This is a genomic window from Leclercia sp. CFBP8987, assembly GCF_034044995.2.
GTDB classification, from domain to species: domain Bacteria; phylum Pseudomonadota; class Gammaproteobacteria; order Enterobacterales; family Enterobacteriaceae; genus Enterobacter; species Enterobacter tamurae.
Genome location: NZ_CM188255.1, coordinates 3,287,391 through 3,313,090, shown reverse-complemented (window position 1 = coordinate 3,313,090; position 25,700 = coordinate 3,287,391). Strand labels below are relative to the sequence as shown.

Sequence of the window (25,700 nt, the reverse complement as noted above, 5' to 3'; positions counted from 1 at the left end):
GTTTACACTGCTGGCTGTTTTTTCTTGTCTGGATTGCTCTGCATGGAACTCCTGTTACTGGTCTGGCGCCAATACCGCTGGCCGTTTATCGCGGTGATGGCCTTAAGCCTGCTCAGCGCCGCCCTGGGTATTGGGCTTATCGCCTTTATTAACCTGCGTTTAATTGAAACGGTGGACACCACCCTGATGGTGTTGCCGGAATTTCTCGGCCTGCTGGTGCTGCTGATGGCGGTCACCCTGGGTTCGCAGCTGGCGCTTACCACCCTCGGTCACCACTTCGTCTTCCGCCTGCGCAGCGAGTTTATCAAGCGTATTCTGGATACCCAGGTTGAACGCGTCGAGCAGCTGGGCAGCGCCTCTCTGCTGGCCGGGTTGACCAGTGATGTGCGCTCAATCACCATCGCCTTTGTGCGTCTGCCGGAGCTGGTGCAGGGGATTATTCTGACCTTCGGCTCAGCCGCCTATCTGGCCTGGCTCTCCACCAAAATGCTGGCGATCACCGCCCTGTGGATTGTGATCACCATCTGGGGCGGCTACATGCTGGTGTCGCGCGTCTACAAACACATGGCGGTGCTGCGTGAAACCGAAGATAAGCTCTATAACGACTATCAGACGGTGCTGGAAGGGCGCAAAGAGCTGACCCTGAACCGCGAGCGTGCCGAGCACATCTTCAACAATCTCTATATCCCGGATGCCCGCGAATATCGCCACCACATTGTGCGGGCCGATACTTTCCACCTGAGCGCGGTCAACTGGTCAAATATCATGATGCTGGGGGCGATTGGCCTGGTCTTCTGGATGGCGAACAGCCTCGGCTGGGCGGATACCAACGTCGCCGCTACCTACTCGCTGACCCTGCTGTTCCTGCGTACGCCGCTGCTCTCCGCCGTCGGTGCGCTGCCGACCCTGCTCAGCGCCCAGGTGGCCTTTAACAAGCTGCGCAAGTTTTCGCTGGCCCCTTACAAAGCGGAATTCCCGCGCCCGCAGGCCTTCCCGGACTGGCAGACGCTGGAGCTGCGCAACGTCACCTTTACCTATCAGGACAACGACTTCTCCGTCGGGCCGGTGAACTTAACCCTTAACCGCGGCGAGCTGCTGTTCCTGATTGGCGGTAACGGCAGCGGAAAATCGACGCTGGCGATGCTCCTCACCGGCCTGTATCAGCCCCAGTCGGGGGAGATCCTGCTGGACGGTAAACCGCTGAGCGCCGAAAAACCGGAAGATTACCGCAAGCTGTTCTCTGCGGTGTTCACCGACGTGTGGCTGTTCGATCAGCTGCTGGGCCCGGAAGGCAAGCAGGCCGATCCGGCGCTGGTGGAGAAGTGGCTGGCGCATCTGCAAATGTCGCACAAGCTGGAGCTGCAGGATGGCAAGATCCTCAACCTCAAGCTGTCGAAAGGGCAGAAGAAGCGCGTGGCGCTGCTGCTGGCGCTGGCAGAAGAGCGCGACATCATTCTGCTGGATGAGTGGGCCGCAGATCAGGACCCGCATTTCCGCCGCGAGTTCTACCAGGTGCTGCTGCCGCTGATGCAGCAGATGGGTAAAACCATCTTCGCCATCAGCCATGACGATCACTACTTTATTCATGCCGACCGCCTGCTGGAGATGCGCAGCGGTCAGTTGAGTGAGCTGACCGGCGCTGAACGCGATGCCGCGTCGCGTGATGCGGTAGCCCGTACCGCCTGAGTATCAAATATGCCGGGGGCGGTTTCGCCGTCCCCGGTCTGTAACTGCCGCTTTTTTGTTCTTCCCGCCGATTCGTTTATTAAAATTTACACAACCCCGCGCTATGCTTAATGCCAACTCATTTAATGGATTTATGAATTATGTCTGTATTGAATAAGAACAGCGCACGGCTGCGCGATGAAGAGCGTGCGCGCCTGATCTGGCTGATGACCACCGACAAAGCGCTCACCTCTACCCTGCTGGGTAAACTGACCCTGGCTGAGCAATATGACGTCGGCACCTTAGCCGACGATATTGCTGAGGTAGGGGCGCTGGTAGCCCATTTACCGCCGCCGGATCTGGCCGACACCCTCGAAGCCTTACCTTCGGAAGAGCGCCATGCCCTGTGGCGGCTGGTGCAGGATCACGAGCGTGGTCAGGTGCTGGTGGAGGCGTCCGAGAACGTCTGGGAAGATCTGATCGATGAGATGAGCGACGACGCGATCCTCGATGCGCTGCGTACCCTGGATATCGACGATCAGATCTATCTCGTTCAGCACCTGCCGCGCAACCTGACCGGACGCCTGCTGGCGTCGTTGCCGCCTCAGGAACGCGCCCGCGTCCACCAGGTCATGCACTATGAGCAGGACCGCGTCGGGGCGATCATGGAGTTCAGCGTGATCACCGTACGCCCGGACGTCACCCTGGGCACGGTCCAGCGTTACCTGCGTCGGCTCGGTAAAATGCCGCAAAACACCGATAAGCTGTTTGTGACTTCCCGGGATAAAACCCTGCTCGGCGAGCTGGAGCTGCAGACCATTCTGCTCAACAGCGCCCAGAGCAAGGTCAGCGAGGTGATGGACCCCCAGCCGATGCTCTTCTCCCCGGAAGATGATGCTGAAAAAGCCGCGCGTACCTTCGAGCGTGACAACCTGCTCAGCGCCGCGGTAGTGGATGCCGTGGGCAAGCTGTTAGGGCGACTGACCATCGATGAGATCGTCGATGTGGTCTATAAAGAGACCGACAACGATATGCGCGCCCTCGGGGGCCTCAGCGCGGAAGAGGATGTTTATGCCCCGGTGAGCAAGGCGGTGAAAACCCGTTGGGCATGGCTGGCGATCAACCTCTGCACCGCGTTTATTGCCTCCCGTGTCATCGATGGATTTGAACACACCATCTCCCAGCTGGTGGCCCTGGCCTCGCTGATGCCCATCGTGGCAGGCATTGGCGGCAATACCGGTAACCAGACCATCACCATGATTGTGCGCGCCCTGGCGTTGCAGCACATTCAGCCGGGCAACTTTACCTTCCTGATTTTGCGTGAGCTGGGGGTGGCGTTGATCAACGGCCTGGTGTGGGGCGGAATTATGGGCGGTATCACCTGGTGGCTATACGACGATATGGCCCTGGGCGGGGTGATGACCCTGGCGATGGTGCTGAACCTGCTGGTGGCGGCGATGATGGGGGTGATCATTCCGTTAACCATGACCCGCCTCGGGCGCGACCCCGCAGTGGGGTCGAGCGTGATGATCACCGCTATCACCGATACCGGCGGGTTCTTTATTTTTCTTGGTCTGGCGACGCTGTTTCTGCTGTAGCGGCGCTATGGCGTCGCAGGCGGGCAGGGAGGATCGCCATCAGGATAATCCCGCCCAGCACGCCAATTGCCAGATTGCCGGTTGAGACGGTGGCCGCGACGGTCACCAGCATCACCAGCGTTTCAGCCACGGGGGCATCTTTGACGGTGCCCGGCTGAATACTGTGCCAGTTGAAGGTTTTCACCGCGACAATCGCCATGATACCCGCCAGCACCGCCATCGGGATTTTGGCCATCACCTCGCTCAGGGCAGTGACCAACAACAGCAGCACCAGCCCGGCGGCCAGGGTAGAGACGCGGCTGCGGCCTTTACCCATTTCGACGTTAACGATGGTCTGACCGATCATCGCGCACCCGGCGATCCCGCCAAAGAAGCCCGCCATGATATTGGCCACGCCCAGCCCCATGCTCTCGCGGCGCTTGCTGGATGGGGTGGCCGTCAGCTCATCCACCAGTTTCGCCGTCAGCAGCGACTCCATCAGGCCAACAAAGGCAATGCTCAGCGCGCAGGGCCAGATAATGCTCAGGGTATGCAGGTTAAGCGGCACCAGCATCTGGGTGATCCCCGGCAGACCGCCGCCGATCGAGCCTTCGTCGCCGACGGTCGGCAGCAGCTGGCCGCTGGTAACGGTAAACAGGGTCAGGACCACAATCGCAATCAGCGGAGAAGGAATACTTTTAATGTAGCGGGGCGCCCAGAGCACAATCAGCAGAGTCAGAACAAACAGGCCGACAATCAGCGGGCTTTTGCTCCAGAAATGCGGCACCTGGGCAAAGAAAATTAAAATCCCCAGCGCGTTCACAAACCCGGTCATTACCGACTGGGGAATAAAGCGCATCAGGCGCGCCATCCCCAGCGCACCAAACAGGATCTGGATCAGGCCCGCCAGCAGCACCGCCGGCAGAATATACTGCGCGCCATGCTGATGAACCATCGGCCCAATCACCAGCGCCACGGAACCCGCAGCGGCGGTCACCATCGCCGGGCGTCCCCCCATTACCGACAGCGCCAGGCACAGCACCACCGAGGCGAACAGGCTCACTTTCGGATCGACGCCCGCCACTACCGAGAAGGAGATGACCTCCGGAATGAGCGCCAGGGCGGTGATGACACCGGCCAGGGTTTCACGCATCAACAGCGACGGAGAACGCAGAACCGATAAGGTCCGGGGAGAGGTATGGGTTTGAGACATAGTTTTTCGCAGGTTAGTGGCGCTGGGCAGGATCTGTGCGGCCGATCACAAAGGGCAGCATAGTAGCGGGAAAACGCCCAGGTTGCCAGCCCGGCAGCGTTATGCCCCTACAAACATCACGACATTAATTATCATAATTACAATAATTATTTAACCTTTAAACAATATTTAATTATTGCTACCGTGGCGCCGCAATCGACTTCATCTGCATACATAGCGAACAAAACGCTTATTACGAAGGCACTAATTATGAAAAAAATGACTGCCCTGTTGCTGGCTGCGGCGGCAAGCTTTAGCGTTGCCCCGATGGCGGCGAAGGCTCAGGCATCGCAGGATCAGGAAACGGACGTTCTGTTAATTGGCGGCGGGATCATGAGCGCCACGCTGGGAACCTATCTGCACGAACTTGAGCCGAACTGGTCCATGACCATGGTTGAACGTCTGGACGGCGTGGCGCAGGAGAGCTCCAACGGCTGGAATAACGCCGGTACCGGCCACTCGGCCTTAATGGAGCTGAACTACACTCCGCAGAAGAAAGACGGCTCTATCAGCATTGAGAAAGCCGTGGAGATCAACGAAGCATTCCAGATCTCCCGTCAGTTCTGGTCTCACCAGGTGAACAGCGGCGTGTTGCACGATCCGCACAGCTTCATTAACACCGTCCCGCACATGAGCTTTGTCTGGGGCGACGACAACGTTAACTTCCTGCGCGGTCGTTATGCTGCCCTGCAGCAAAGCTCGCTGTTCCGCGGGATGAAGTACTCCGAAGATCACGCTCAGATCAAAGCGTGGGCACCGCTGGTCATGGAAGGGCGAGACCCGAACCAGAAAGTTGCGGCGACCCGGACCGAAATCGGTACCGACGTGAACTACGGCGAAATTACCCGTCAGCTGGTGGGCTCTCTGCAGAAAAAAGAGAACTTCAACCTGTCGCTGAACAGCGAAGTGCGCGGCTTTAAGCGTAACGCGGACAACACCTGGAGCGTGACCGTTGCCGATCTCAAGCACAATGAAGAAGAGCACGTCATCAAGGCGAAGTTCGTCTTTATCGGTGCGGGCGGCGCGGCGCTGAAGCTGCTGCAGGAAACCGGCATTCCGGAAGCGGAAAACTACGCGGGCTTCCCGGTTGGCGGCCAGTTCCTCGTGTCGGAAAACCCGGAAGTGGTGAACCGTCATCTGGCGAAGGTGTATGGTCAGGCGTCCGTGGGCGCACCACCGATGTCGGTACCGCACATCGACACCCGTATTCTTGACGGCAAGCGTGTGGTGCTGTTCGGGCCGTTCGCGACCTTCTCAACCAAGTTCCTGAAGAACGGTTCGCTGTGGGATCTGCTCAGCTCTACCACCACTTCGAACGTGGGACCCATGGTCGATGTTGGTCTGGATAACTTCGATTTGGTGAAATACCTGATTAGCCAGGTGATGCTCTCCGATGACGATCGCTTTGAGGCGCTGAAAGAGTACTACCCGGACGCGAAGCAGGCAGACTGGCGTCTGTGGCAGGCGGGTCAGCGCGTGCAGATCATCAAGCGTGACGAAGAGAAAGGCGGCGTGCTGCGTCTGGGCACCGAAGTGGTCAGCGATAAAGAGGGCACCGTGGCCGCGCTGCTGGGTGCATCCCCGGGGGCATCCACTGCTGCACCGATCATGCTGCATCTGATGGAAAAAGTGTTCAAAGACAAAGTCGCCAGCCCGGAATGGCAGGCGAAGCTGAAGACCATTATTCCGTCTTACGGTACGGCGCTGAACGGCAACGTTGACGCTACCGAGCAGGAGCTGGAGTACACCAGCCGCGTACTGCAGCTGAAGTATGAAAAGCCGCAGGCACCGGATGCGGCGCCTCAGGCTGAGCCGCAGGCGACATCCCAGCCGGAAAGCAAACCGGTCGCGGATATCGCGCTCTGATACAAAAAAGCCGGGTTATCTGACCCGGCTTTTTTATTAACGCGCGACGGCGTTCCCGACCTTCTCGTCGGCCTGCCAGATGCGGTATTTCACCTCAATGTTTTCCGGCGTATAGACCACAATCGGCAGTTTGCTGTTGTAACGCAGCAGACTGTGCTCACCCAGGTTAGCGGTCACAAATTTGGCGGTCTTTTTCCCTTCCGGACAGGCCATCATGGTAGAGACCGGCGAGGTGACCTTATCAAAGACGTAATAGTCATAGCCCCAGCCTTCCAGCGTCTTGCTGGTTAACTGCCCGCCGAGGCGGTGCACGTTGCAGTCCACCTCCAGCGTCTGGCCGATCAACAGCTCAACTTTATAATTTGCTTCATCTTTCTGCGCGGGCAGGTCGATAACCTGGCGCTTCATCCCGTGCTCCGCCTGCGGATACGGGGCCGTTTTCTCAAGCGGTTGAGCGGCAGGGGCGGCATATGCGCTGGCACAGGCCAGGGCCAGCAGGGCGACGACGCTTTTAGGTGCGTTTTTCACAGTCATTCCTTTTTATGTCAAACGATTCTCGTCTACACTATCATAAGTGGTGTTTATTGCCTTTATTTTATTTATATCTGGTTTATATCACTGGTTATTTGCCTTTATTGTGGTTTTAAATACTGGATTGGTGCCGGGGCGACGATCGTGGTAGGGTGAGCGGCAATCATTGTTATTCATCTGTGAAGGAATAAATGCATGGTACGCCAAAAACTTAACACGCCGGCCGGGAAAAAATTTCTGCTGGCACTGCTGACGGTGTTTATGATCGCGGTGATTGGAGTGGGCCGTGTGACGATCGTCGGTGTGATTGAGCAGTACAACATCCCGCTGACGTCGTGGACCACCAGCATGTACGTTCTGCAATCTGCGATGGTGCTGGTCTACAGCACGGTCTTTACCGTTCTGCTGGCAATTCCGCTGGGGATTTTTTTCCTCGGGGACAGCGATAAGCACTGAGTTTTCCCGCTAGCAGGAGTGGCGCATGGTCTCCCGTTTTTCCACGCTGAGCCGGATCCCCAAAGGGGTCTGGGTGGTTGGCGGCGTCAGCATGTTGATGGATATCTCTTCGGAGATCATTCATAGCTTATTACCGCTGTTTATGGTGACTACGCTGGGTGCCAGCGTCATCTTTATTGGCCTAATCGAAGGTCTGGCGGAAGCCACGGCGCTGATCGTCAAGGTCTTCTCCGGCGCCATCAGCGACTATCTGGGGAAACGCAAAGGGCTGGCGCTGCTGGGCTACGGGCTGGGTGCGGCCAGCAAGCCACTGTTTGCGCTCGCCTCCTCGTCGGGGATGATCCTCGGGGCACGCTTAATTGACCGGGTAGGGAAGGGGATCCGCGGCGCGCCCCGTGACGCGCTGGTGGCCGATGTGACGCCGCCGGAACTGCGCGGGGCGGCATACGGGCTGCGTCAGTCGATGGACACCATCGGCGCGTTTCTTGGTCCGTTGCTGGCGGTCGGCATGATGCTGCTGTGGAACGACGACTTTCGCACCATCTTCTGGATCGCCGTTATCCCCGGCGTGCTTGCCGTCGCGCTGCTCTTTTTTGGCCTGCATGAACCTACCTCTCCCGTCGCCCATAAACGCACCAATCCGATCAAAAAAGAGAACCTGAAACGCCTCGGCGCCAGCTGCTGGTGGGTGATTGGTCTCGGCGCGGTCTTTACCCTGGCCCGCTTCAGTGAGGCCTTTCTGGTGTTGCGAGCCCAGCAGGCGGATATTCCGCTGGCGCTGATCCCGCTGGTGATGGTCGCCATGAACCTGCTTTATGCCTTTTCTGCTTATCCGTTCGGCAAACTCTCTGACGTCATGAGCCACACCCGCCTGCTGCAGTGGGGGCTGGTAGTGTTGATCGCGGCGGATATCGTGCTGGCGCTCACCACCCACTGGGCGGGGATTATTCTCGGCGTGGCGCTGTGGGGCATCCATATGGGGATGACTCAGGGACTGCTCACCGCGATGATCGCGAAAACGGCACCCGCCGATCTGCGCGGTACCGCCTTTGGTCTGTTCAGCATGGTGAGCGGCGTGGCGCTGCTGATTGCCAGCCTGGGCGCGGGCATCATCTGGGAAGTGTGGGGGGCGGAATATACCTTCTACGCCGGAGCGGCGATCTGCCTCGTGACCCTGGCCTATCTCCTCAGGCGACCGGCAGCGTTGTAAAGTGCGCAGCTGCGGAAAATTATTGCGTTAAAAATTCGGAGAGTTAGCGCCGTTTTGTTACCAATGTGGTCCTTTCTATCAGGAGATTTTTATGAAAAGGACCACACTGTATTCCGCGCTGGCATCAGCTCTGCTGCTGCCTTCTCTTTACGCTCATGCCGGCCCGCAGGCGCACGTTGTCTGCGCTTACAACCACACTCTGGGGGACGACGCCGTAATGATGTTCGGCAAAGTCAATCAGGCGATGTGGCACGACTTTTTTGGCAACACCCGCACCGATGCGTTCTCATCCTATGCCTCGCTGCGCAAGCAGTCAGAAACCACCTGCGATAACAAAGCCGACAGCTCGGCCTACTGGGCACCCTCCCTGCGTCTTCCGGACGGCACGGTGGTCAAGCCTGCCTATCAGAAAACTTACTACCAGGCGAACAACGTCGATCAATATCCACTTAGCCCGTTCCCTGCCGGGCTGGCGATGGTGGCGGGGGATCATCACGGCACCAGGCCTAACTCGCGGATCACCTTTTTATGCGCCAATGGCAAAGGTTACAGCAATAAAATCGGGGAGGTGTGCGGCCTGAGAAAAGCCAAAGATGCGGTGCAGTTTAACATCGGCATCCAGTTCCCCAACTGCTGGGATGGCATCAACCTGAAGCCGCACCACGGGATGGCTAACGCGGCCTATGATGTGAAAGGGCAGTGTCCTTCCGGCTTCCCGGTGAAGATCCCGACGGTGAACATGAACGTGGCTTACGTGCTGCACGGTATCACCTCCCTGGATACCGCCAAAGCGCAGCTGTCCCTCGATCCCACCATGAACGGCGACGCGCGCGAGGAGCACTGGGGCAGTCTGTACACCGCCCATGCCGACTTTATGAACGGCTGGACCGAAGAGGGAGCGCGCTTTATGACCGAGATGTGCATGAACCAGGGCATGGATTGCGGCACCAACGTCCCGTATGGCTATTCGAAAGCGAAGGCCAACGTCTGGGTGAGCAGCGAGGCGCCAACCACGCCGGTTCCGACGGCACAGACCCTGTTAATTCAGGATAACTGGAAGAACGGCGGTCGTACCCGTAACGTCGAGACCATGAGCCTGGTGAAATTTAAGATCCCTGCACTGCCGACCGGCCAGGATCCGTCTCTGTTTAAGTACAAAGTGCGTATCTTCGGTGGGAAAGTCGAAGCTAACGGCGCGGATCAGATCTTCTTCTATCCCGCCAGCAACGACTGGGATCCGGCCACCGTTACCTGGAAAAAACGGCCTTCCTGCAACTACAGTTCGGATGCGATCCTGTATCTCAACAACAAGCGTGAGTACCGGATGGTGGATGTCGACAAGGCGGTGCGTAAAGCGCTGGCCGCAGGGAAAACGGAGATCTCCTGGTACATCGGTGGCGATCGTCAGGGCAACCACTACCAGTTCAGCCCGGCGGATTCCAGAGAGAGCCTGATGCTGATGCTGACCGGGTACAAACATACTCCGGAAATCTGACAGGCATAAAAAAACCAACCGCAAGCGGTTGGTTTTTTTTGAGGAATTTTTGGTCGGCACGGAGAGATTTGAACTCTCGACCCTCGCCACCCCATGACGATGCGCTACCAGGCTGCGCTACGTGCCGACACGAAAATTTATACTACCTATTTCCGCGTTTAATGCAAGGTCAGTTCAGGCTAACTGATTAATTTTAAATCAGTTAGCGATGAACCGTTTTTCATCCGTCAACACCTGTAACAGCAGGCTGAGCTGCGGCGTCTGGTCGTTGAGTTTTTCACCCTGCAGGTTATAGGTTTTGTAATTCCCGTTGCTGCTCAGGACCAGCGTCAGGGCTGGCGTCGTGACGGCCAGCGTATTGTTGCTGGCGGCGGTCACCCAGTTGTGGCGACGGGTGGCGCTGAACAGATCCTGACCCTGGGAATACTCATTGGCTGGCGTGCTGACGTGGAGCAGACGCTGCATCAGAGTGGTCATCACATCTTTATGATCGGTCAGCATGTTAATGCGCTGCGATGGTGTGCCAGGCCAGTGGATCACCAGCGGAACATGCAGACGAGGGCGGGACCAGTCGACATCGTTGCGCTCGTTGCCCAGCGGCACGCCGTGACCCGCGGTGATCACCACCACCGTATTCTCCAGCTTGCCGGATTCACGCAGGGCGTTCAGCACCCGGGCAATCTGGGCATCCACATCGCCGGCAGCCTGAGCGTAGCGACGGGCAAAGGTTTTCTGGTTGCTGTCATCCAGGGTGGTGCCGTTGAAGGCAACCCAGGAGAACCAGCGGTTATCGTCCTGGGCATAGCGGTTCAGCCAGCTGATCCACTGTCCGGCGGTCTGAGCGTCGGACTGGCTGCGGGTGGCCGGCAGCGAGAAGTCGGACAGTAGCGCCTGACGGAAGAGCGGGCTGCTGAAGCCATCAGACGAGAACAGCCCCAGCTGGTAACCCTGCTGGTTCAGGCCGGTGATCAGCGCCGCAGGAATACGCGACGACAGCACGCCGTCCATATAGCCCGGCGAAATGCCGTAGAACAGGCCGAAGATCCCGGTATCGGTGGCGTTACCGGAACTCATATGCTGGGTAAAGTTGATGTTCTTATCGGCAAACTCCGCCAGCGTCGGCATCTGCTTCTCAAAGCGCGAGTAGTTCAGGCCGTCAACGGTGATCAGCAGGACGTTCTGGCCCTGGCCCATATCACGGTAGCGCAGATCGCTGAGCGGATACTGCACCGATACCGCTTCGGGATCGCCTTGCTCAATCAGGCGGCGCTGATACTCCTGCGCATCCAGCAGGCCGTGTTTCTCGAGGAAGCGGCGGGCGGTCATCGGATAAGAGAGCGGCAGGTTCGCGCGCTGCATGGTGATCGGCCGATAGAAGTTGGCATCAGCCCAGATGTACATGAAGTGCGAGCCGATAAAGGCCACGAAGAAAAGAGCGGCAACCGGTTTGGCGTAGCGACGACGACGCGTCAGGCTGCGCAGCTTTTGCCAGCTCCAGGTGGCAAACAGCATCTCAATCAGCAGGATAATGGGCACGCTGATAAACATCAGCTGCCAGTCGCGCGCAGTTTCGTTTTGGTCGGGGTTAATCACCAGTTCCCAGACGACAGGATTAAGATGCAGGTGGAAACGGGTAAAGACTTCGCTGTCGATAAGCAGCAGCGTCATGCCCACAGTGGCCAGGATCGCGGAGACAAACCGCATCAGCCGCTGCGACATGACAACAAAGGTCAGCGGGAAGAGGATCAGTAAATAGGTGGCGAAGACCAGAAAGCTGAAATGGCCTATGACGCTCATCCACGAATAGACGCGTCCGGCCAGTGTCGTCGGCCAGTCGGCGACAAACAGATAACGACTGCCCAGCACCATCGCCAGCAGAATGTTAAACAGGGCAAACCAGTGCCCCCAGCTAACCATCTGGGAGACTTTTTCACGGTAGCGCTGACGATTCGTCACCATAAACTGTCGTTCGTTTCCCTTAGTGCGCCTGGTCGTCGTTAACCGAGGACTGTAAGGCCTGAGCGAAAGATTTCGCGATCGCCTGGCGCTGGGCCGGCGCAACGCTGGTATTGATAAGGTTAGTCACCATATTGCCCAGAACCATCAGGGAAAGGTCGGTTGGCGCCTTATGTTTTTCCAGTACGTTGAGCAGCTCACTGAGCATTTGTTCAACGTGTTCATCACTGTAGCGGGAGAGTTGTGGCATAAATCGAAATCTGTTTGTAGAGGAAAGGGCAACATATTACCGTAGCAACAGCTTTTTTTCCCCTTTTTTATCTTCGGTTGCATACATGTCTGGCGGGTGGTTGAATACGGCCCGGTCTAAAAGGAGAGTTTATCATGAGTCTGGATATCAACCAGATTGCCCTGCACCAGCTTATCAAGCGTGATGAGCAAACCCTTGAGCTGGTGCTGCGCGATTCGTTACTGGAACCTACCCCTACCGCGGTCGACATGATCGCGGAGCTGCACCGGGTGTACAGCGCCAAAAACAAAGCCTATGGCCTGTTCAGCGAAGAGAGTGAACTGGCGCAGACCCTGCGCCTGCAGCGTCAGGGCGAAGAGGATTTCCTCGCCTTCAGCCGGGCCGCTACCGGCCGTCTGCGCGATGAGCTGGCAAAGTACCCGTTTGCCGACGGTGGTATCGTCCTGTTCTGCCACTATCGTTACCTGGCGGTGGAGTACCTGCTGGTGGCGGTACTGAACAACTTAAGCAGCATGCGCGTCAATGAGCAGCTGGATATCAGCTCTACCCACTATCTGGATATCAACCACGCGGATATCGTGGCGCGTATCGATTTGACCGAATGGGAAACCAATCCGGAATCGACCCGCTATCTGACCTTCCTGAAAGGGCGGGTAGGGCGCAAGGTTGCCGACTTCTTTATGGATTTCCTCGGCGCCAGCGAAGGTTTGAACGCCAAAGCACAGAACAAAGGCCTGCTACAGGCGGTGGATGACTTCACCGCGGAAGCCGAGCTGGACAAATCCGAGCGCCAGAACGTGCGTCAGCAGGTGTACGCCTACTGCAACGAGCAGCTGCAGGCGGGAGAGGAGATCGAACTGGAATCCCTCTCTAAAGAGCTGGCCGGCGTCAGCGAAGTGAGTTTCCAGGACTTTACGGCAGAGAAAGGCTATGAGCTGGAAGAGAGCTTCCCGGCGGATCGCAGCACCCTGCGTCAGCTCACCAAATTTGCCGGTAGCGGCGGTGGGCTAACCATTAACTTCGATGCCATGCTGCTGGGCGAGCGCATTTTCTGGGATCCGGCGACCGACACGCTGACCATTAAAGGCACCCCGCCAAACCTGCGCGATCAGCTGCAGCGCCGCACCTCTGGCGGTAAATAACAGCCATAAAAAAACCCCGCAATGCGGGGTTTTTTCTCGATACGTTAGCGATTACGCGCGAACGAAGTCGATGTGAGACAGTTTTGGCTTGAACGGGTGACGCTGAACAGCCTGAACCTTCACTTTTTCTTCTTTACCGTCAACAACCAGGGTCAGAACTTCGCCGTAAAAACCAGGCTTGTCCTGCAGGTTCCACACTTTGTCGTGGTCCAGTTCGATTGCGATCGGAGCAGCTTCGCCGCCATAGATGATGGCAGGGAATTTGTTTGCTACGCGCAGGCGGCGGCTCGCACCCTTGCCCTGCTCTTTACGTGCTTCTACATTGATAGTTAACATTGATTTCTCTCTGTACATATTATTCCTGCTACAGGCGACCCAGCAGCAGGTAAGTGTTCAGCCTCACGGATGTGAAGCGGGCGGCATTTTATACTCAAATGACCCGCACATCAATGAAAAGTCCCTTTATCCCCGTAATTCATTGGCCCGGCGGTAGCGACCTTCATAATCAAAAACTTTCTCACGCACCTGCCAGAACTGCCCTTTTTTCCGCGCCACCACGAAGTCAGGGTGGCGCAGCAGCGGCTGTTGATGGACGATGTCCGCCGCGGTTACCCAGCGCAGCGGCACACCCGGCGTGCGGGTATGCGGGCGGATAAACAGCTGCTCAAAGGCGGTACGCTGGGCGGGCGTCTGCAGACGGAAGCGCTCACTCACATCAGCGCCATCCTCATCGTAATAGGTAATTTTCAGCCATTCGCCTTTCTCATCCGCGCCGTGGGCCAGCACCATCCCACTGCAGCGCAGCACCAGCGCGTCCTTCAGCTTCAGGGCCGCTTTCAGCATATCGTCGGGATCGACCAGCACCGTATCGCAGGCGCGACAGCGGCGGGCAGCAATGTCGTTTTCGGCGTTACACTGCGGACAGTTTTTAAAGCGGAAGCGGTAGTCGCACTGCTCGCGATGGCCCTCGTCATCTTCAAACCAGCCCTGACAGCGGCGACCAAAGTGTTCAATCAGGGTGCCATCGGCGGTGGTTTTGCCCCAGAAGGTGTTGGCAAACCCGCAGCCGGGACAAAATACCTGCACGGGGACGTTGTCACTTTTCCCCTTTGGCGCCCCAACTTCCGGGGCGTACAGGTCGTGTGGGTTCCCGGCGTAATCCAGAATCAGGCAGTCGGTTTTGCCGGGGGCTAAGCGCAGGCCGCGGCCGACAATCTGCTGATAGAGGCTGACCGATTCAGTCGGACGCAGAATGGCGATCAGATCCACGTGCGGGGCGTCAAAGCCGGTAGTGAGCACTGACACATTGACCAGGTAGCGGAACTGCTGCGCCTTAAAATCGTCAATCAGTCGGTCGCGCTCGTTGCCCGGCGTTTCGCCGGTGATAAGCCGCGCTTCGCTGGGGGGCAGCAGGCCGGTGATTTCCCGGGCGTGCTCCACGGTGGCGGCAAAAATCATCACCCCTTTGCGTTCGGCGGCAAACTCCATTATCTGGCTGATGATGTGCGGGGTAATACGATCCTGCTTTTTCAGCTCGTGGTTGAGATCCGCCTCGCTGAACAGGCCATTGCTCTGCACCTGCAACCGGCTGAAATCGTACTGCACTACCGGCATGTCCAGCCGCTCCGGCGGCGTCAGGTAGCCGTGTTTAATCATGTAGCGCAGGGGCAGCTCGTAAATGCAGTCGCGGAACAGCGCCTTTTCATTGCCGCGCACCATGCCGTGATAATGAAAGCGATAGATCCAGCCTTTACCGAGGCGGAACGGGGTGGCGGTAAGCCCCAGCAGACGGATGTGCGGGTTCACGCTCTTCAGGTGGGCCAGGATCTGCTGATACTGGCTGTCATCGTCATCGCTGATGCGATGGCACTCATCCACGATCAGCAGCGAGAACTCGCTCTGAAACTTGTCCAGATTGCGCGCCACCGACTGCACGCTGCCAAATACCACTTTGCCGTGGCTCTCTTTGCGCTGTAACCCGGCGGCAAAAATATCGGCCTCGAGGCCCAGCGCCAGATACTTGGCATGGTTCTGCGCCACCAGCTCTTTGACGTGCGCCAGCACCAGCACGCGCCCGCGTGCCAGGCGCGCCAGCTCGGCGATCACCAGGCTTTTGCCCGCCCCGGTGGGCAGGACGATGGCGGCCGGTTCTTTATGCTGACGAAAGTGGGCGAGGGTGGCGTCCACGGCTTCCTGTTGATAGGGGCGAAGTGTAAAGGTCATGGTTACTCAGCTTTGTTATCCCGCATATAGTATGCCACGAAACTTTTTCCCTTGAGTGGCGCACAGAGCCCGTTATACTGAGCTGTTGTTAACTGCTTCTTTTCCGGGCGCCTCGTCCGGCTCCTGGCACCTTTAAGGCTAAAATTATTTCATGCGACTTGATAAGTTTATCGCTCAGCAACTCGGCGTAAGCCGCGCTATTGCTGCGCGTCTGATTCGCGGCAGCCACGTTACTGTGGATGACGATATTGTGCGAGACAGCGCGTTCAAACTCCAGCCTGAGCATCAGGTGGAATATGAAGGCAATTCGCTGACCCAGCAGAACGGCCCGCGTTACTTCATGCTCAATAAGCCGCAAGGCTATGTCTGCTCGACTGACGATCCCGATCATCCGACCGTGCTCTACTTCCTGGATGAGCCTGTGGCACACAAGCTGCACGCCGCCGGACGTCTGGATATCGACACCACCGGCCTGGTGCTGATGACCGATGATGGTCAGTGGTCGCACCGTATTACCTCCCCGCGCCACCAGTGCGAGAAGACCTATCTGGTGAACCTGGAATCGCCGGTGAGCGACAGCACGGCAGAACAATTCGCCCATGGCGTCCAGCTGCATAATGAAAAAGATCTGACTAAGCCCGCCGTGCTGGAAGTGATCACCCCTACCGAAGTGCGTCTGACCATCAGCGAAGGGCGCTACCATCAGGTAAAACGCATGTTTGCGGCCGTGGGTAATCACGTTGTCGGTCTGCATCGCGAACGGATCGGCGAGATCGCTCTCGACCCGGACCTTGCGCCAGGCGAATACCGCCCGTTGACGGAAGAAGAAATTGCCAGCGTTGGCCTCTCTTCCCGCTAATTTCAGGAGTTAACTGTGACCACCAGGCCACAATCGTCGTTCAGCATTGTCTTTATCCTTGGCCTGCTGGCCATGCTGATGCCGCTGTCCATCGACATGTATCTGCCCGCGCTGCCGGTGATCGCTGAGCAATTTGGCGTCCCGGCGGGTAGCGCACAAATGACCCTCAGCACCTACATCCTCGGCTTTGCCCTCGGCCAGCTGCTGTACGGGCCGATGGCCGACAGCCTGGGCCGCAAACCGGTGGTGCTGGGCGGGACGCTGGTGTTTGCCGCTGCCGCAGCGGCCTGTGCGATGGCGCAGTCCATCGATCACCTGATTGTAATGCGTTTCTTCCACGGCCTGGCGGCCGCGGCGGCCAGCGTGGTGATCAACGCCCTGATGCGTGATATTTACCCGAAAGAAGAGTTCTCCCGCATGATGTCATTCGTCATGCTGGTCACCACCGTTGCGCCGCTGGTGGCCCCGATGGTCGGGGGCGCGGTGCTGGTGTGGTTCAGCTGGCACGCGATTTTCTGGATCCTGGCGCTGGCGGCTCTGTTGGCCTCGGCGATGATCTTCTTCTTTATTAAGGAAACCCTGCCCGCTGAGCATCGGCAGAAGTTTCATATCCGCACCACCCTCGGTAACTTTGCCTCACTGTTTCGCCATAAGCGCGTGCTGAGCTATATGCTGTCCAGCGGCTTCAGCTTTGCCGGGATGTTCTCCTTCCTCAGCGCCGGGCCGTTTGTCTACATCGAGCTTAACCACGTCTCCCCGCAGCATTTTGGCTACTACTTTGCGCTGAACGTGGTGTTCATCTTTGTGCTGACCATGATTAACAGCCGCTTCGTCCGCAAGGTGGGGGCGCTGAACATGTTCCGCATCGGACTGTGGATCCAGTTCGTGATGGCGGTGTGGATGGTGGTGACTGCCTTCTTCGACGTCGGCTTCTGGACGCTGGTGGTGGGTATCGCGGCGTTTGTCGGCTGTATCTCGATGGTGTCGTCTAACGCGATGGCGGTGATCCTCGACGAGTTCCCGCATATGGCCGGGACCGCCTCGTCTCTGGCGGGCACTTTCCGCTTCGGCATTGGTGCCATTGTTGGGGCGCTGCTGTCGCTCGCGACCTTTACCAGCGCCTGGCCGATGCTCTGGTCAATTGCGTTGTGCGCCACCGGCTCAATTCTGTTCTGCCTCTACGCCAGTCGGCCCCGAAAAGCGGTGAAATAACGCACAAAAAAGGGTCCCGATGGGGCCCTTTTTTGATTCGGGTCAATCAAAACTGGTTTCTCTGAGGCCATGTTTGTTTCTTTTATGTAAAATATATTTGTGTAAATAGTCACAGCTTTGTACCTAAAAAGGTTGTGTTAGATCACAGAAACGGGTACATATAGCGCCGCTATCGATCTGAAACACTGACTAAAAGCCCTGATAAATAAGACGCCAGAGCCCGCAGGAACTGGGTGTAAGCGTTTTCTTACTCAAAACAGAGCAAGTGTTTAATGATGTGTTACTATAAATGTAAATAGATTGTGAAGTATATTGTGCTTCCGGGGAACAGACGTGAATACATTACAGCTCTCCATTATTCATCGCTTGCCGCAAAGCTATCGCTGGTCGGCGGGTTTTGCAGGCTCGAAGGTTGAACCGATTCCGCAAAATGCCGCGAACGGTGACAACTGTCTGGTGGCGCTCAAGCTGCTGGGCCCGGAAGAGGGCAACGCATGGCCGGTGATGGAAAAACTGAGTCAGGCCCTGACCGATATTGAGCTTTACAGCTCGGTCCTGGAGTGCGAAGGCGAACCGTGCCTGTTCGTGAAAAGCCAGGATGAGTTCGCGGCGACCTGCCGCCTGAAAAACTTCGGGGTGGCGATCGCCGAATCCGTAGCAGGTCAGGCTCCTGTCTGAGCGTCAGCGTAACGCTAACAGCTGACGCGTATACTCCTGCGTCGGCGCGGCAAACACGCGCTGACACTCCCCTTGCTCGACCACCTCTCCCTGCCGTAGCACAATCACCTGATGACACAGCGCCCTGACCACCTGTAAATCGTGGCTGATAAAGATATAGGCCAGCCGGTGTTTCTCCTGCAGATTTTTCAGCAAGGCCAGGATTTGCGCCTGCACGGTTTTATCCAGCGATGAGGTCGGTTCATCCAGAATAATCAGCTCCGGGCGCAGGATCAGCGCGCGGGCAATGGCGATGCGCTGGCGCTGGCCGCCGGAAAAGGCGGCGGGATAGCGATGCCGGGTCTGCGGATCCAGCCCCACTTCGCCCATCACCCGAATGACCTCCTCTTCACGCGCCTGCGCGCTGAGGTCAGGCTGATGCACCCGTAGCCCCTCCTCAATAATTTGCTGTACGTTGAGACGCGGATTCAGGGAGGAGTTCGGATCCTGAAACACCACCTGTATCCGGTGGCGGACGGGCAACATCTGTCGGCGATCCCAGCGGTGCAGCGGCTGGCCGTCAAACTCAATTTCCCCTTTCGAGGCGATCAGGCGCAGCAGCGCCAGCCCGGTCGTACTCTTCCCCGAGCCGGACTCGCCCACCAGCCCCAAAGTTTCTCCGGGGCGCAGCGTGAAGCTGACGTTGTTCAGCACCTGCTTATTATCCACCACCCGACGCAGAAGGCCTTTGCGCACCGGAAACGCCACGGACAGATCTTTTACGCTCAGCAGCGGTTGCGCCGTATCTGGCAGCGGAACGGGGTCCCCGGCAGGCTCGCTGTTGAGCAGACGTTGGGTGTAGGGATGCTGCGGGGCAGCTAACAGCGTCGCGGCCCGGTTCTGCTCCACGCAGCGGCCGCTCTGCATCACCGCCACCCGGTCGGCCAGCTTTTTTACGATGCTGAGGTTGTGGGTGATAAACAGCAGGCTCATGTTCAGCTCGTCGCGCAGCTCGCGTAACAGCTGGAGGATCTGCGCCTGCACCGTAACATCGAGGGCGGTGGTGGGTTCATCGGCGATCAACAATTCCGGGCGGGTCAGCAGCGCCATGGCAATCATTACCCGCTGGCGTTCACCGCCGGAGAGCTGATGGGGAAAATCCGCCAGCCGTTTGGCGGCGTTGCGGATCCCGGTGCGCTCGAGGCAGTCGAGCATCTCCCCGCGGGCAGCCTCCTTACGCATCCCACGGTGCAGGGAGAGCACCTCGTAGAGCTGTTTTTCGAGGGTATGCAGCGGGTTCAGCGACACCATCGGTTCCTGGAAAATCATGGCGATCTTGTTGCCCCGCACCCCGCGCAGGGTGCGCTCGTCGGCATGCAGCAGTGACTGGCCGTGAAACAGGATATCGCCCTGCGGATAGACCACCGGCGGGGCGGGGAGCAGGCGCAGCACGGAGAGGGCGGTGACGCTCTTCCCGGAACCCGATTCCCCCACCAGCGCCAGCGTCTCCCCGGCATCGATTTGCAGGGAAATATCATTCACCACAGTGCGCAACTCACCCTGCTGGCGAAAGGCAATGGAGAGGGCGTCAATGTGAAGCAGAGGCTGGGTCATCTTACACCGCCTTATTCGGATCAAAGGCATCGCGGACCGCTTCGCCAATAAAAATCAGCAACGAAAGCAGCACGGCGACGGAGAGAAAACCGGCAATCCCGAGCCATGGCGCCTGCAGGTTGTTTTTGCCCTGTAACAGCAGCTCGCCCAGCGACGGCGACCCCAGCGGCAGGCCAAAGCCGAGGAAATCGAGCGAGGTGAGGGTGGTGATGGAGCTGCACAGAATAAACGGCAGGAAGGTCAGGGTGGCCACCATGGCGTTCGGCAGCATGTGGCGGAAAATGATCCCGCGATCGCTTACCCCCAGCGCCTGGGCGGCGCGGATATAGTCGAAGTTACGGGTGCGCAGGAACTCGGCCCGCACCACGCCCACCAGCGCCATCCAGCCAAAGAGTACCGTGATCGCCAGCAGCCACCAGAAGTTGGGCTGTACCACGCTGGAGAGCAGAATGATCAGGAACAGCGTCGGCATGCCGGACCAGACTTCGATAAACCGCTGCCCCCAGAGGTCAATTTTGCCGCCGTAGTAGCCCTGAATCGCCCCGGCCAGCACCCCCATCACGCTGGAAAACAGGGTCAGCAGCAGGCCAAACAGAATCGAGATCCGCGTCCCGTAGAGAATGCGCGCCAGCACGTCCCCGCCGTTGGCATCGGTACCCAGCCAGTTTTGCGCCGAAGGCGGAGACGGGAACGGGGTGGTGGTGGCAAAGTTAATGCTGGTGGCACCAAAGCGGACCGGGGTCCAGAGCACCCAGCCATGGTCGTTGAGCTGCGCCTGTAACCACGGGTCCTGATAATCCGCCGCAGTGGCGAAAGGGCCACCGAAGTCGCTTTCACTGTACGTTTTCACCACCGGGACGTACCAGCGATCGTTAAAGTGCACCAGCAGCGGTTTATCGTTGGCAATCAGCTCTGAGCACAGGCTGAGGACGAAAAACAGGGCGAAAATCCACAGCGACCAGTAGCCGCGGCGATTGGCCCGAAAGCGAGCCCAGCGGGCCTGGTTGATGGGGCTTAAGCGCGGCATCAGCGACCCTCAAAATCAATGCGTGGATCGACCAGCGTATAGCAGATATCGCTGAGGATATTCAGCAGCAGGCCAATCAGGGTGAAAATATAGAGCGTGCCAAACATCACCGGATAATCCCGCGAGACGGTGGCCTCGTAGCCGAGCAGCCCCAGACCGTTGAGGGAGAACATCACCTCAATGAGCAGGGAGCCGGTAAAGAACATGCTGATAAAGGTGGCCGGGAAGCCGGCGATCACCAGCAGCATGGCGTTACGAAAAATATGTTTCCACAGGATGCCTCGCTCGCTCACCCCTTTGGCGCGGGCGGTGACCACGTACTGCTTGCGGATCTCGTCGAGGAAGGTGTTTTTGGTCAACATGGTCAGGGCCGCAAAGCCGCCGATTACCGTCGCCAGCACTGGCAGAGTGATGTGCCACAGATAGTCGGTGATCTTCTTGTACCACGGCAGGGTGCTGAAATCGGTCGACACCAGCCCGCGCAGCGGGAAGAGGTCGAAATAACTCCCCCCGGCAAAAAAGACGATCAGCAGCACGGCAAAGAGGAACGCCGGGATCGCATAGCCAATAATAATGAAGGTGCTGCTCCAGATATCGAACCGACTGCCGTTATACATCGCTTTGCGGATGCCGAGCGGGATCGAGACCAGGTAGATAATCAGGGTCCCCCACAGCCCCAGGGTGATGGACACCGGCAGGCTCTCTTTGATCAGATGCAGCACCGAGGCGCTACGGAACAGGCTGTCGCCAAAATCAAAGCGCAGATAGTCCCCCAGCATTTTGAAGTAGCGTTCGTGGATAGGTTTATCAAAGCCGTAGCGCTGGGTGATCTCGGCGATCACCTCCGGATCGAGGCCGCGCCCGCCGCGATAGTGGCTCTCATTGATATTGCCCACCCCGGTGCGGGCGTGGCTGGCGCGCATCCCTTCATCGCCCCCGCCGGGCATCGACCCGCTGTTGCCGAACTCGATGGCGGCAATCGCCTGATCCACCGGGCCGCCCGGGGCGATCTGCACGATAAAAAAGTTGATGGTAATAATCGCCCACAGGGTGGGGATTATCAGCAGTAAACGACGAAGTAAATAAGCGCCCATTGCGTATCCTTAACGCCGCTCGGCGGGTAATTTCGCCGCTTTGTTAACGTCATACCACCAGTTTTCAAACCCGAGCGCATAGACCGGGCGCTGGGCCGGCAGGGCGAATTTATCCCAGCGGGCTACCCGGTCCTGGGCCATAAACCACATTGGCAGCATGTAATAGTTCCAGGTCAGGACCCGATCCAGCGCCCGCCCGAGGGGCAGCAGCTTCTCTTTATCGCCCTGTGCGGCAACGATTTGCGCAATCAGGGCGTCGATGGCCGGGTTTTTCACCCCCGGCGCATTATAGGTTGAATCAATGTATTCCGAGGACCAGGAGATCTGCAGGTCAGTCCCGGGCCAGGGCATCGCCCGCCACAGGCGCGGCATCATATCGTAATCACGGTTGCGCATGCGGTTGGTGGCTTGCGAATTATCCACCTGGCGGATGTTCATGGTAATGCCCAGCCGTTCAAGATTGTGCTGGAACGGTAGCACCCACTGGTTATTACCGCCCGAGGGCAGCAGCAGCTCAAAGCTCAGCGGTTTGCCGGTTTGCTTGTTGACCCGCCGCTTATTTTTGATCTCCCAGCCAGCCTCGTCCAGCAGCTGACTGGCTTTCAGCAGGTTATTACGATCGTAGCCATCGCCCTTTGAGACCGGCGGTTGGAAGACGGTGGTAAACACCTCGGCGGGGATCGCGCTTTTCAGCGGGGCGAGGAGGGTCAGTTCCGCGGCATCCGGGTATCCCTTTGCCGCGTACTCTGTATTCTGAAAATAGCTGTTAACCCGGCTGTAGGCGCCATAGAACAGCGCCTTGTTCATCCACTCAAAATCAAAGGCGAGGGTAATGGCCTGGCGAACACGGCGATCGCTGAATACCGGGCGCTGAATATTAAACGCCAGCCAGCGCGTATCCTGAGCGGAGTCGTTTTTCAGCGCCTCTTTCACGATAAAGCCGCGGTCAAAGTTTTTCCCGATGTAGCGCGTGGCCCAGTTTTTGGCGCTGCTCTCCACCCGCATATCAAAGGCACCCGCTTTGAAGGCTTCGAAGGCCACGTTATCGTCCAGATAGTAGTCGTAGCGCAGGGTGTCAAAATTCCAGCGGCCCCGGTTCACCGGCAGGTTGGCCGCCCAGTAATCCTTCACCCTGGAGTAGATCAGATACTGGCCCATCCGCCAGCGGGTGATGCGGTACGGCCCGCCAGCCAGCGGTGGGGTGGCGAGCGGATCGCTGAGCTTGTGATCTTTCCAGAACTTTTCAGGCATCACCGGCAGGGTCAGCAGGCTCAGCATATCCTCTTTATTGGGTTTGGTCAGCGTAATGCGCACCGTCAGCGGGGCGATGGCCGTCACCGTGGCCCCTTTATAGACCAGCCGGAACTGCGGCACCCCTTCGGTCATAAATTTATGGAAGGTGAAGGCCACGTCGCTGGCCTTCACCGGCGTGCCGTCATGAAAGCGCGCCAGCGGGTTGATGGTCAGCTCCATCCACGAAAAATCATCGGCGTAGCGTGCCTGCTCTGCTACCAGCGGATAGTAGCTGCCGGGCTCATCGTCAGAGGTGGTGAAGAGGGTATCGTAGAGGGCGTCGGTGCGCTCGGCCGCCACGCCGCGCAGGGCGTAGCGGTTGAAGTTGTCGAAGGTACCAATGGCCGCCAGGGTGACGCTGCCCCCTTTCGGCGCAGCGGGGTTGACGTAATCGTAATGATCGAAGTTGATGGCGTATTTCGGCTCGCCAATCACCGCGAACGCGTAGCTCTCTTTGAAGGTTTGCGCCTGGCTGAGCCCACTCATCATCGCCATCAGCAGCACTATTATGCGCACAATCATTCCGCTACGTTTTCCTCTTACACTCTGGCCGGGCCGGATACCTGAATAATAAGTGACGTAGCGGTGGTTGGGAAATTATTCGCTGTCGGGATGTATATCCGGTTTCCAGGTCATAAGCTGCTCCAGGCGCATCGGGCGGCTGATCCAGTAGCCCTGAAGCATATTGACGCCGTGATCGCGCAGCCATTTCGCCTGCTCGGGGGTCTCGACACCTTCGGCGATGGTCACCATATTCAGCCGCCGGGCGAGGGTCAGCACCGTGTCCAGCACCGGGGAGGTGACGGTCTCCATGCCGATGGCGTTGACGAAGCCCCGGTCGATTTTGAGATAGTCCATGGTGAAACGCTCAAGGTAGATCAGGGCGCTGTGCCCGGTCCCAAAGTCATCTACCGCGATTTCAAACCCTTCCAGATGCAGCCACTCAAACAGCTTCGTCGCTTCCCGCTGATTCAGCATATCGCGCTCGGTAATTTCGAGCACAATCTGGAAATGATCTGGCGGCAGCGAGGCGGCGAATTTGCGCATATCGTCCTTGAAGCTGTCGGCATGCAGATGGCCCGGCGAGATATTAATCCCCAGCTTGGAACCCGGCGGGAGGCATTTTTTCAGCGCCGGGGCGTCGCGCAGGATCAGGTCAAAGAGATGCAGCGTCAGTGGCACAATTAATTTCTGCGCTTCCGCAAAGCTAATAAAGGCATCAGGCGGGATCTCCCCGGCGCCGGGATGGTGCCAGCGCATCAGCACCTCCACGCCGCCCGGCTGTAGAGTAACCGCATCCACGACCGGCTGATAGACCACGTGAAACTGGTTCTGCTTAATGGCGGTGAGGATCTCTTTCCGCGGATTGGCGCGGTTCATCAGCCCGTAGAAACAGAGCACCCCAATGCTGGAGCCACACATCAGCCCAAACAGCAGCGCAAATTGCAAATCGGCCAGCGTCCAGGTTTCGGCGTACAGATGAATGGTGAGCGGCAGCCCCTCAATCTGGCTGGCGCGCGCAGGGTGTTCCTTCAGGTCCGAAACAGGGATTAACTGGTTTGAATAGGTCGAAAAAGCGGTCTTGCCGATAATAAGGGCAATACCGGCAAATTCATCCTGGCGGGCGGTATATAACAGATAGGGGGTCAGGTTGAGATTAATAGAGGTAAATACCCCGCCGTTATCCAGCAGCGGATTTCGGTGCCATAACACAATGGCCGGTTTTTTCGGCATCATCGGCGTACCGGGCAGCAGGACCATATCGACCTCTTTACTAATGTCGATATCCGGCACCAGCTCGCTGAGGGGCACATGCAATGGCCCGGTAGCTGACGAGCAGAAGGCGATTTTATCTTTTACCAGCAGGAAGGCCCGGACGTTAAGGCTGAATGCGGCGCGGGAAGTTAGTTCGGCGCTGACTTCGTGGCACTGGCTTAAGGTCAGCGGCTGCAATTCATCAACTGAGATGCGCAGCTCTTTAAAATAATCGGCCATGTAGTCATGGAGGTCGGTAATCAGATTATCGTATTTCACTTCCCGTTTGTGATAACTGAAAAAAAACTGCATACCGCCGCAGAGCAGGGCGACAATAAGACCGACAAGGACGCTGAGCATCAGCACTCTTCGACGGGTTGATAAATGGCGGGTAAACATAAATGTTATCGGATCCTGATGTGCCGCCCGCGTTATCATGACGGCTAAACTCACGCAACTATCAGACTATAGCCTGGAACGGCCAGACCTGATTTCCATGTTGAGGTACAAAAAAAAAGCACTGCATAAGCAGTGCTTTTTTACCATGCTGTCAGTCAAGGGAAACG

The 25,700-nt window shown here is 57.8% G+C and carries 20 protein-coding genes, 1 tRNA gene and 1 pseudogene; 10 read left to right on the top strand and 12 right to left on the bottom strand.

What is annotated here, in order from left to right:
* Positions 1–42: 42 nt before the first annotated feature.
* Together SOM40_RS16020 and mgtE are read left to right on the top strand one after the other, a co-directional pair.
* Positions 43–1,686, top strand: coding sequence for a multidrug ABC transporter permease/ATP-binding protein (locus tag SOM40_RS16020; protein ID WP_261644365.1), 1,644 nt, complete (start codon positions 43–45; stop codon positions 1,684–1,686).
* A 140-nt stretch (positions 1,687–1,826) separates the two neighbouring features.
* Positions 1,827–3,263, top strand: a complete 1,437-nt coding sequence (gene mgtE, locus SOM40_RS16015) for a magnesium transporter (RefSeq protein ID WP_166183021.1) — start codon at positions 1,827–1,829, stop codon at positions 3,261–3,263.
* Here mgtE and SOM40_RS16010 read toward each other — a convergent pair.
* Positions 3,226–4,516: pseudogene (locus SOM40_RS16010) on the bottom strand (SulP family inorganic anion transporter). The gene mgtE and the pseudogene SOM40_RS16010 sit on opposite strands and share 38 nt — an antisense overlap.
* A 188-nt stretch (positions 4,517–4,704) precedes the next feature.
* Here SOM40_RS16010 and mqo point away from each other — a divergent pair.
* Positions 4,705–6,360, top strand: coding sequence for a malate dehydrogenase (quinone) (gene mqo / locus SOM40_RS16005; RefSeq protein ID WP_320530336.1), 1,656 nt, complete (start codon positions 4,705–4,707; stop codon positions 6,358–6,360).
* Between the two features lie 36 nt (positions 6,361–6,396).
* Here the strand turns inward: mqo and eco are convergent, their stop codons facing one another.
* A complete protein-coding gene (gene eco / locus SOM40_RS16000; RefSeq protein ID WP_166183018.1) occupies positions 6,397–6,894 on the bottom strand; it encodes a serine protease inhibitor ecotin in 498 nt (165 codons plus the stop codon).
* Positions 6,895–7,086: 192 nt separating this feature from the next.
* Here eco and SOM40_RS15995 point away from each other — a divergent pair, with 192 nt between their 5' ends.
* The 3 genes from SOM40_RS15995 to SOM40_RS15985 all read left to right on the top strand — a co-directional run bounded on the left by SOM40_RS15995 (position 7,087) and on the right by SOM40_RS15985 (position 10,052).
* Positions 7,087–7,347 carry a DUF2534 family protein gene (locus SOM40_RS15995; RefSeq protein ID WP_106995385.1) on the top strand — a complete coding sequence of 87 codons (261 nt, stop codon included), beginning with the start codon at positions 7,087–7,089 and terminating at the stop codon, positions 7,345–7,347.
* A 25-nt stretch (positions 7,348–7,372) separates the two neighbouring features.
* On the top strand, positions 7,373–8,557 hold the full coding sequence (locus SOM40_RS15990; RefSeq protein WP_320530335.1) for an MFS transporter: 1,185 nt from the start codon (positions 7,373–7,375) through the stop codon (positions 8,555–8,557).
* A gap of 91 nt (positions 8,558–8,648) precedes the next feature.
* Positions 8,649–10,052: a DUF1996 domain-containing protein gene (locus tag SOM40_RS15985; RefSeq protein ID WP_320530334.1), complete on the top strand. Its 1,404-nt coding sequence runs from the start codon at positions 8,649–8,651 to the stop codon at positions 10,050–10,052.
* A 50-nt stretch (positions 10,053–10,102) separates the two neighbouring features.
* Here SOM40_RS15985 and SOM40_RS15980 read toward each other — a convergent pair.
* The 3 genes from SOM40_RS15980 to SOM40_RS15970 form a co-directional block, all read right to left on the bottom strand.
* Positions 10,103–10,179 (bottom strand) — tRNA-Pro (locus SOM40_RS15980).
* A gap of 71 nt (positions 10,180–10,250) precedes the next feature.
* A complete protein-coding gene (yejM, locus tag SOM40_RS15975) occupies positions 10,251–12,011 on the bottom strand; it encodes an LPS biosynthesis-modulating metalloenzyme YejM (RefSeq protein ID WP_106995382.1) in 1,761 nt (586 codons plus the stop codon).
* Positions 12,012–12,030: 19 nt separating this feature from the next.
* Positions 12,031–12,258: a YejL family protein gene (locus tag SOM40_RS15970; protein WP_032612681.1), complete on the bottom strand. Its 228-nt coding sequence runs from the start codon at positions 12,256–12,258 to the stop codon at positions 12,031–12,033.
* Between the two features lie 134 nt (positions 12,259–12,392).
* Between SOM40_RS15970 and yejK the strand changes: the two genes are divergently transcribed.
* Positions 12,393–13,400: a nucleoid-associated protein YejK gene (gene yejK, locus SOM40_RS15965; RefSeq protein ID WP_106995381.1), complete on the top strand. Its 1,008-nt coding sequence runs from the start codon at positions 12,393–12,395 to the stop codon at positions 13,398–13,400.
* Positions 13,401–13,451: 51 nt separating this feature from the next.
* Here yejK and rplY read toward each other — a convergent pair whose 3' ends face one another.
* Together rplY and radD are read right to left on the bottom strand one after the other, a co-directional pair.
* Positions 13,452–13,736, bottom strand: coding sequence for a 50S ribosomal protein L25 (gene rplY, locus SOM40_RS15960; RefSeq protein ID WP_106995380.1), 285 nt, complete (start codon positions 13,734–13,736; stop codon positions 13,452–13,454).
* A 126-nt stretch (positions 13,737–13,862) separates the two neighbouring features.
* Positions 13,863–15,623: a DNA repair helicase RadD gene (radD, locus tag SOM40_RS15955; protein WP_320530333.1), complete on the bottom strand. Its 1,761-nt coding sequence runs from the start codon at positions 15,621–15,623 to the stop codon at positions 13,863–13,865.
* A 151-nt stretch (positions 15,624–15,774) separates the two neighbouring features.
* On the opposite strand from radD, the gene rsuA reads away from it, so the two are divergent.
* From rsuA to SOM40_RS15940, 3 genes are all read left to right on the top strand, one after another.
* Complete coding sequence (gene rsuA / locus SOM40_RS15950) at positions 15,775–16,482, top strand: 16S rRNA pseudouridine(516) synthase RsuA (protein ID WP_106995378.1); 708 nt, start codon at positions 15,775–15,777, stop codon at positions 16,480–16,482.
* Positions 16,483–16,497: 15 nt separating this feature from the next.
* Entirely contained in the window at positions 16,498–17,694 is a 1,197-nt protein-coding gene (locus SOM40_RS15945; protein WP_320530332.1) for a Bcr/CflA family multidrug efflux MFS transporter, read from the top strand.
* 333 nt (positions 17,695–18,027) lie between these two features.
* A complete protein-coding gene (locus tag SOM40_RS15940; protein ID WP_106995376.1) occupies positions 18,028–18,372 on the top strand; it encodes a YejG family protein in 345 nt (114 codons plus the stop codon).
* A 3-nt stretch (positions 18,373–18,375) separates the two neighbouring features.
* On the opposite strand, the gene yejF is transcribed toward SOM40_RS15940, so the two are convergent.
* From yejF to pdeN, 5 genes are all read right to left on the bottom strand, one after another.
* A complete protein-coding gene (gene yejF / locus SOM40_RS15935; protein WP_106995375.1) occupies positions 18,376–19,965 on the bottom strand; it encodes a microcin C ABC transporter ATP-binding protein YejF in 1,590 nt (529 codons plus the stop codon).
* 1 nt (position 19,966) lies between these two features.
* Entirely contained in the window at positions 19,967–20,992 is a 1,026-nt protein-coding gene (locus SOM40_RS15930; protein ID WP_312188482.1) for an ABC transporter permease, read from the bottom strand.
* Positions 20,992–22,086, bottom strand: a complete 1,095-nt coding sequence (locus SOM40_RS15925) for a microcin C ABC transporter permease YejB (RefSeq protein WP_312188484.1) — start codon at positions 22,084–22,086, stop codon at positions 20,992–20,994. The genes SOM40_RS15930 and SOM40_RS15925 overlap by 1 nt, the downstream gene beginning before the upstream one ends.
* Before the next feature lie 9 nt (positions 22,087–22,095).
* Positions 22,096–23,901 (bottom strand): extracellular solute-binding protein, encoded by a 1,806-nt coding sequence (locus tag SOM40_RS15920; RefSeq protein WP_320530331.1) that lies wholly within the window; start codon positions 23,899–23,901, stop codon positions 22,096–22,098.
* Between the two features lie 75 nt (positions 23,902–23,976).
* Entirely contained in the window at positions 23,977–25,533 is a 1,557-nt protein-coding gene (gene pdeN, locus SOM40_RS15915) for a cyclic di-3',5'-guanosine monophosphate phosphodiesterase PdeN (RefSeq protein ID WP_225758388.1), read from the bottom strand.
* Positions 25,534–25,700 lie beyond the last annotated feature (167 nt).

Coding starts and splice junctions, on each gene's coding strand:
- rplY (WP_106995380.1), bottom strand. CDS start 13,736: ATGTTAACTATCAATGTAGAAGCACGTAAAGAGCAGGGCAAGGGTGCG.
- SOM40_RS15920 (WP_320530331.1), bottom strand. CDS start 23,901: ATGATTGTGCGCATAATAGTGCTGCTGATGGCGATGATGAGTGGGCTC.
- mgtE (WP_166183021.1), top strand. CDS start 1,827: ATGTCTGTATTGAATAAGAACAGCGCACGGCTGCGCGATGAAGAGCGT.
- eco (WP_166183018.1), bottom strand. CDS start 6,894: ATGACTGTGAAAAACGCACCTAAAAGCGTCGTCGCCCTGCTGGCCCTG.
- SOM40_RS15995 (WP_106995385.1), top strand. CDS start 7,087: ATGGTACGCCAAAAACTTAACACGCCGGCCGGGAAAAAATTTCTGCTG.
- SOM40_RS15990 (WP_320530335.1), top strand. CDS start 7,373: ATGGTCTCCCGTTTTTCCACGCTGAGCCGGATCCCCAAAGGGGTCTGG.
- radD (WP_320530333.1), bottom strand. CDS start 15,623: ATGACCTTTACACTTCGCCCCTATCAACAGGAAGCCGTGGACGCCACC.
- SOM40_RS15985 (WP_320530334.1), top strand. CDS start 8,649: ATGAAAAGGACCACACTGTATTCCGCGCTGGCATCAGCTCTGCTGCTG.
- yejF (WP_106995375.1), bottom strand. CDS start 19,965: ATGACCCAGCCTCTGCTTCACATTGACGCCCTCTCCATTGCCTTTCGC.
- SOM40_RS15930 (WP_312188482.1), bottom strand. CDS start 20,992: ATGCCGCGCTTAAGCCCCATCAACCAGGCCCGCTGGGCTCGCTTTCGG.
- yejK (WP_106995381.1), top strand. CDS start 12,393: ATGAGTCTGGATATCAACCAGATTGCCCTGCACCAGCTTATCAAGCGT.
- pdeN (WP_225758388.1), bottom strand. CDS start 25,533: ATGTTTACCCGCCATTTATCAACCCGTCGAAGAGTGCTGATGCTCAGC.
- SOM40_RS16020 (WP_261644365.1), top strand. CDS start 43: ATGGAACTCCTGTTACTGGTCTGGCGCCAATACCGCTGGCCGTTTATC.
- SOM40_RS15970 (WP_032612681.1), bottom strand. CDS start 12,258: ATGCCACAACTCTCCCGCTACAGTGATGAACACGTTGAACAAATGCTC.
- SOM40_RS15925 (WP_312188484.1), bottom strand. CDS start 22,086: ATGGGCGCTTATTTACTTCGTCGTTTACTGCTGATAATCCCCACCCTG.
- rsuA (WP_106995378.1), top strand. CDS start 15,775: ATGCGACTTGATAAGTTTATCGCTCAGCAACTCGGCGTAAGCCGCGCT.
- yejM (WP_106995382.1), bottom strand. CDS start 12,011: ATGGTGACGAATCGTCAGCGCTACCGTGAAAAAGTCTCCCAGATGGTT.
- mqo (WP_320530336.1), top strand. CDS start 4,705: ATGAAAAAAATGACTGCCCTGTTGCTGGCTGCGGCGGCAAGCTTTAGC.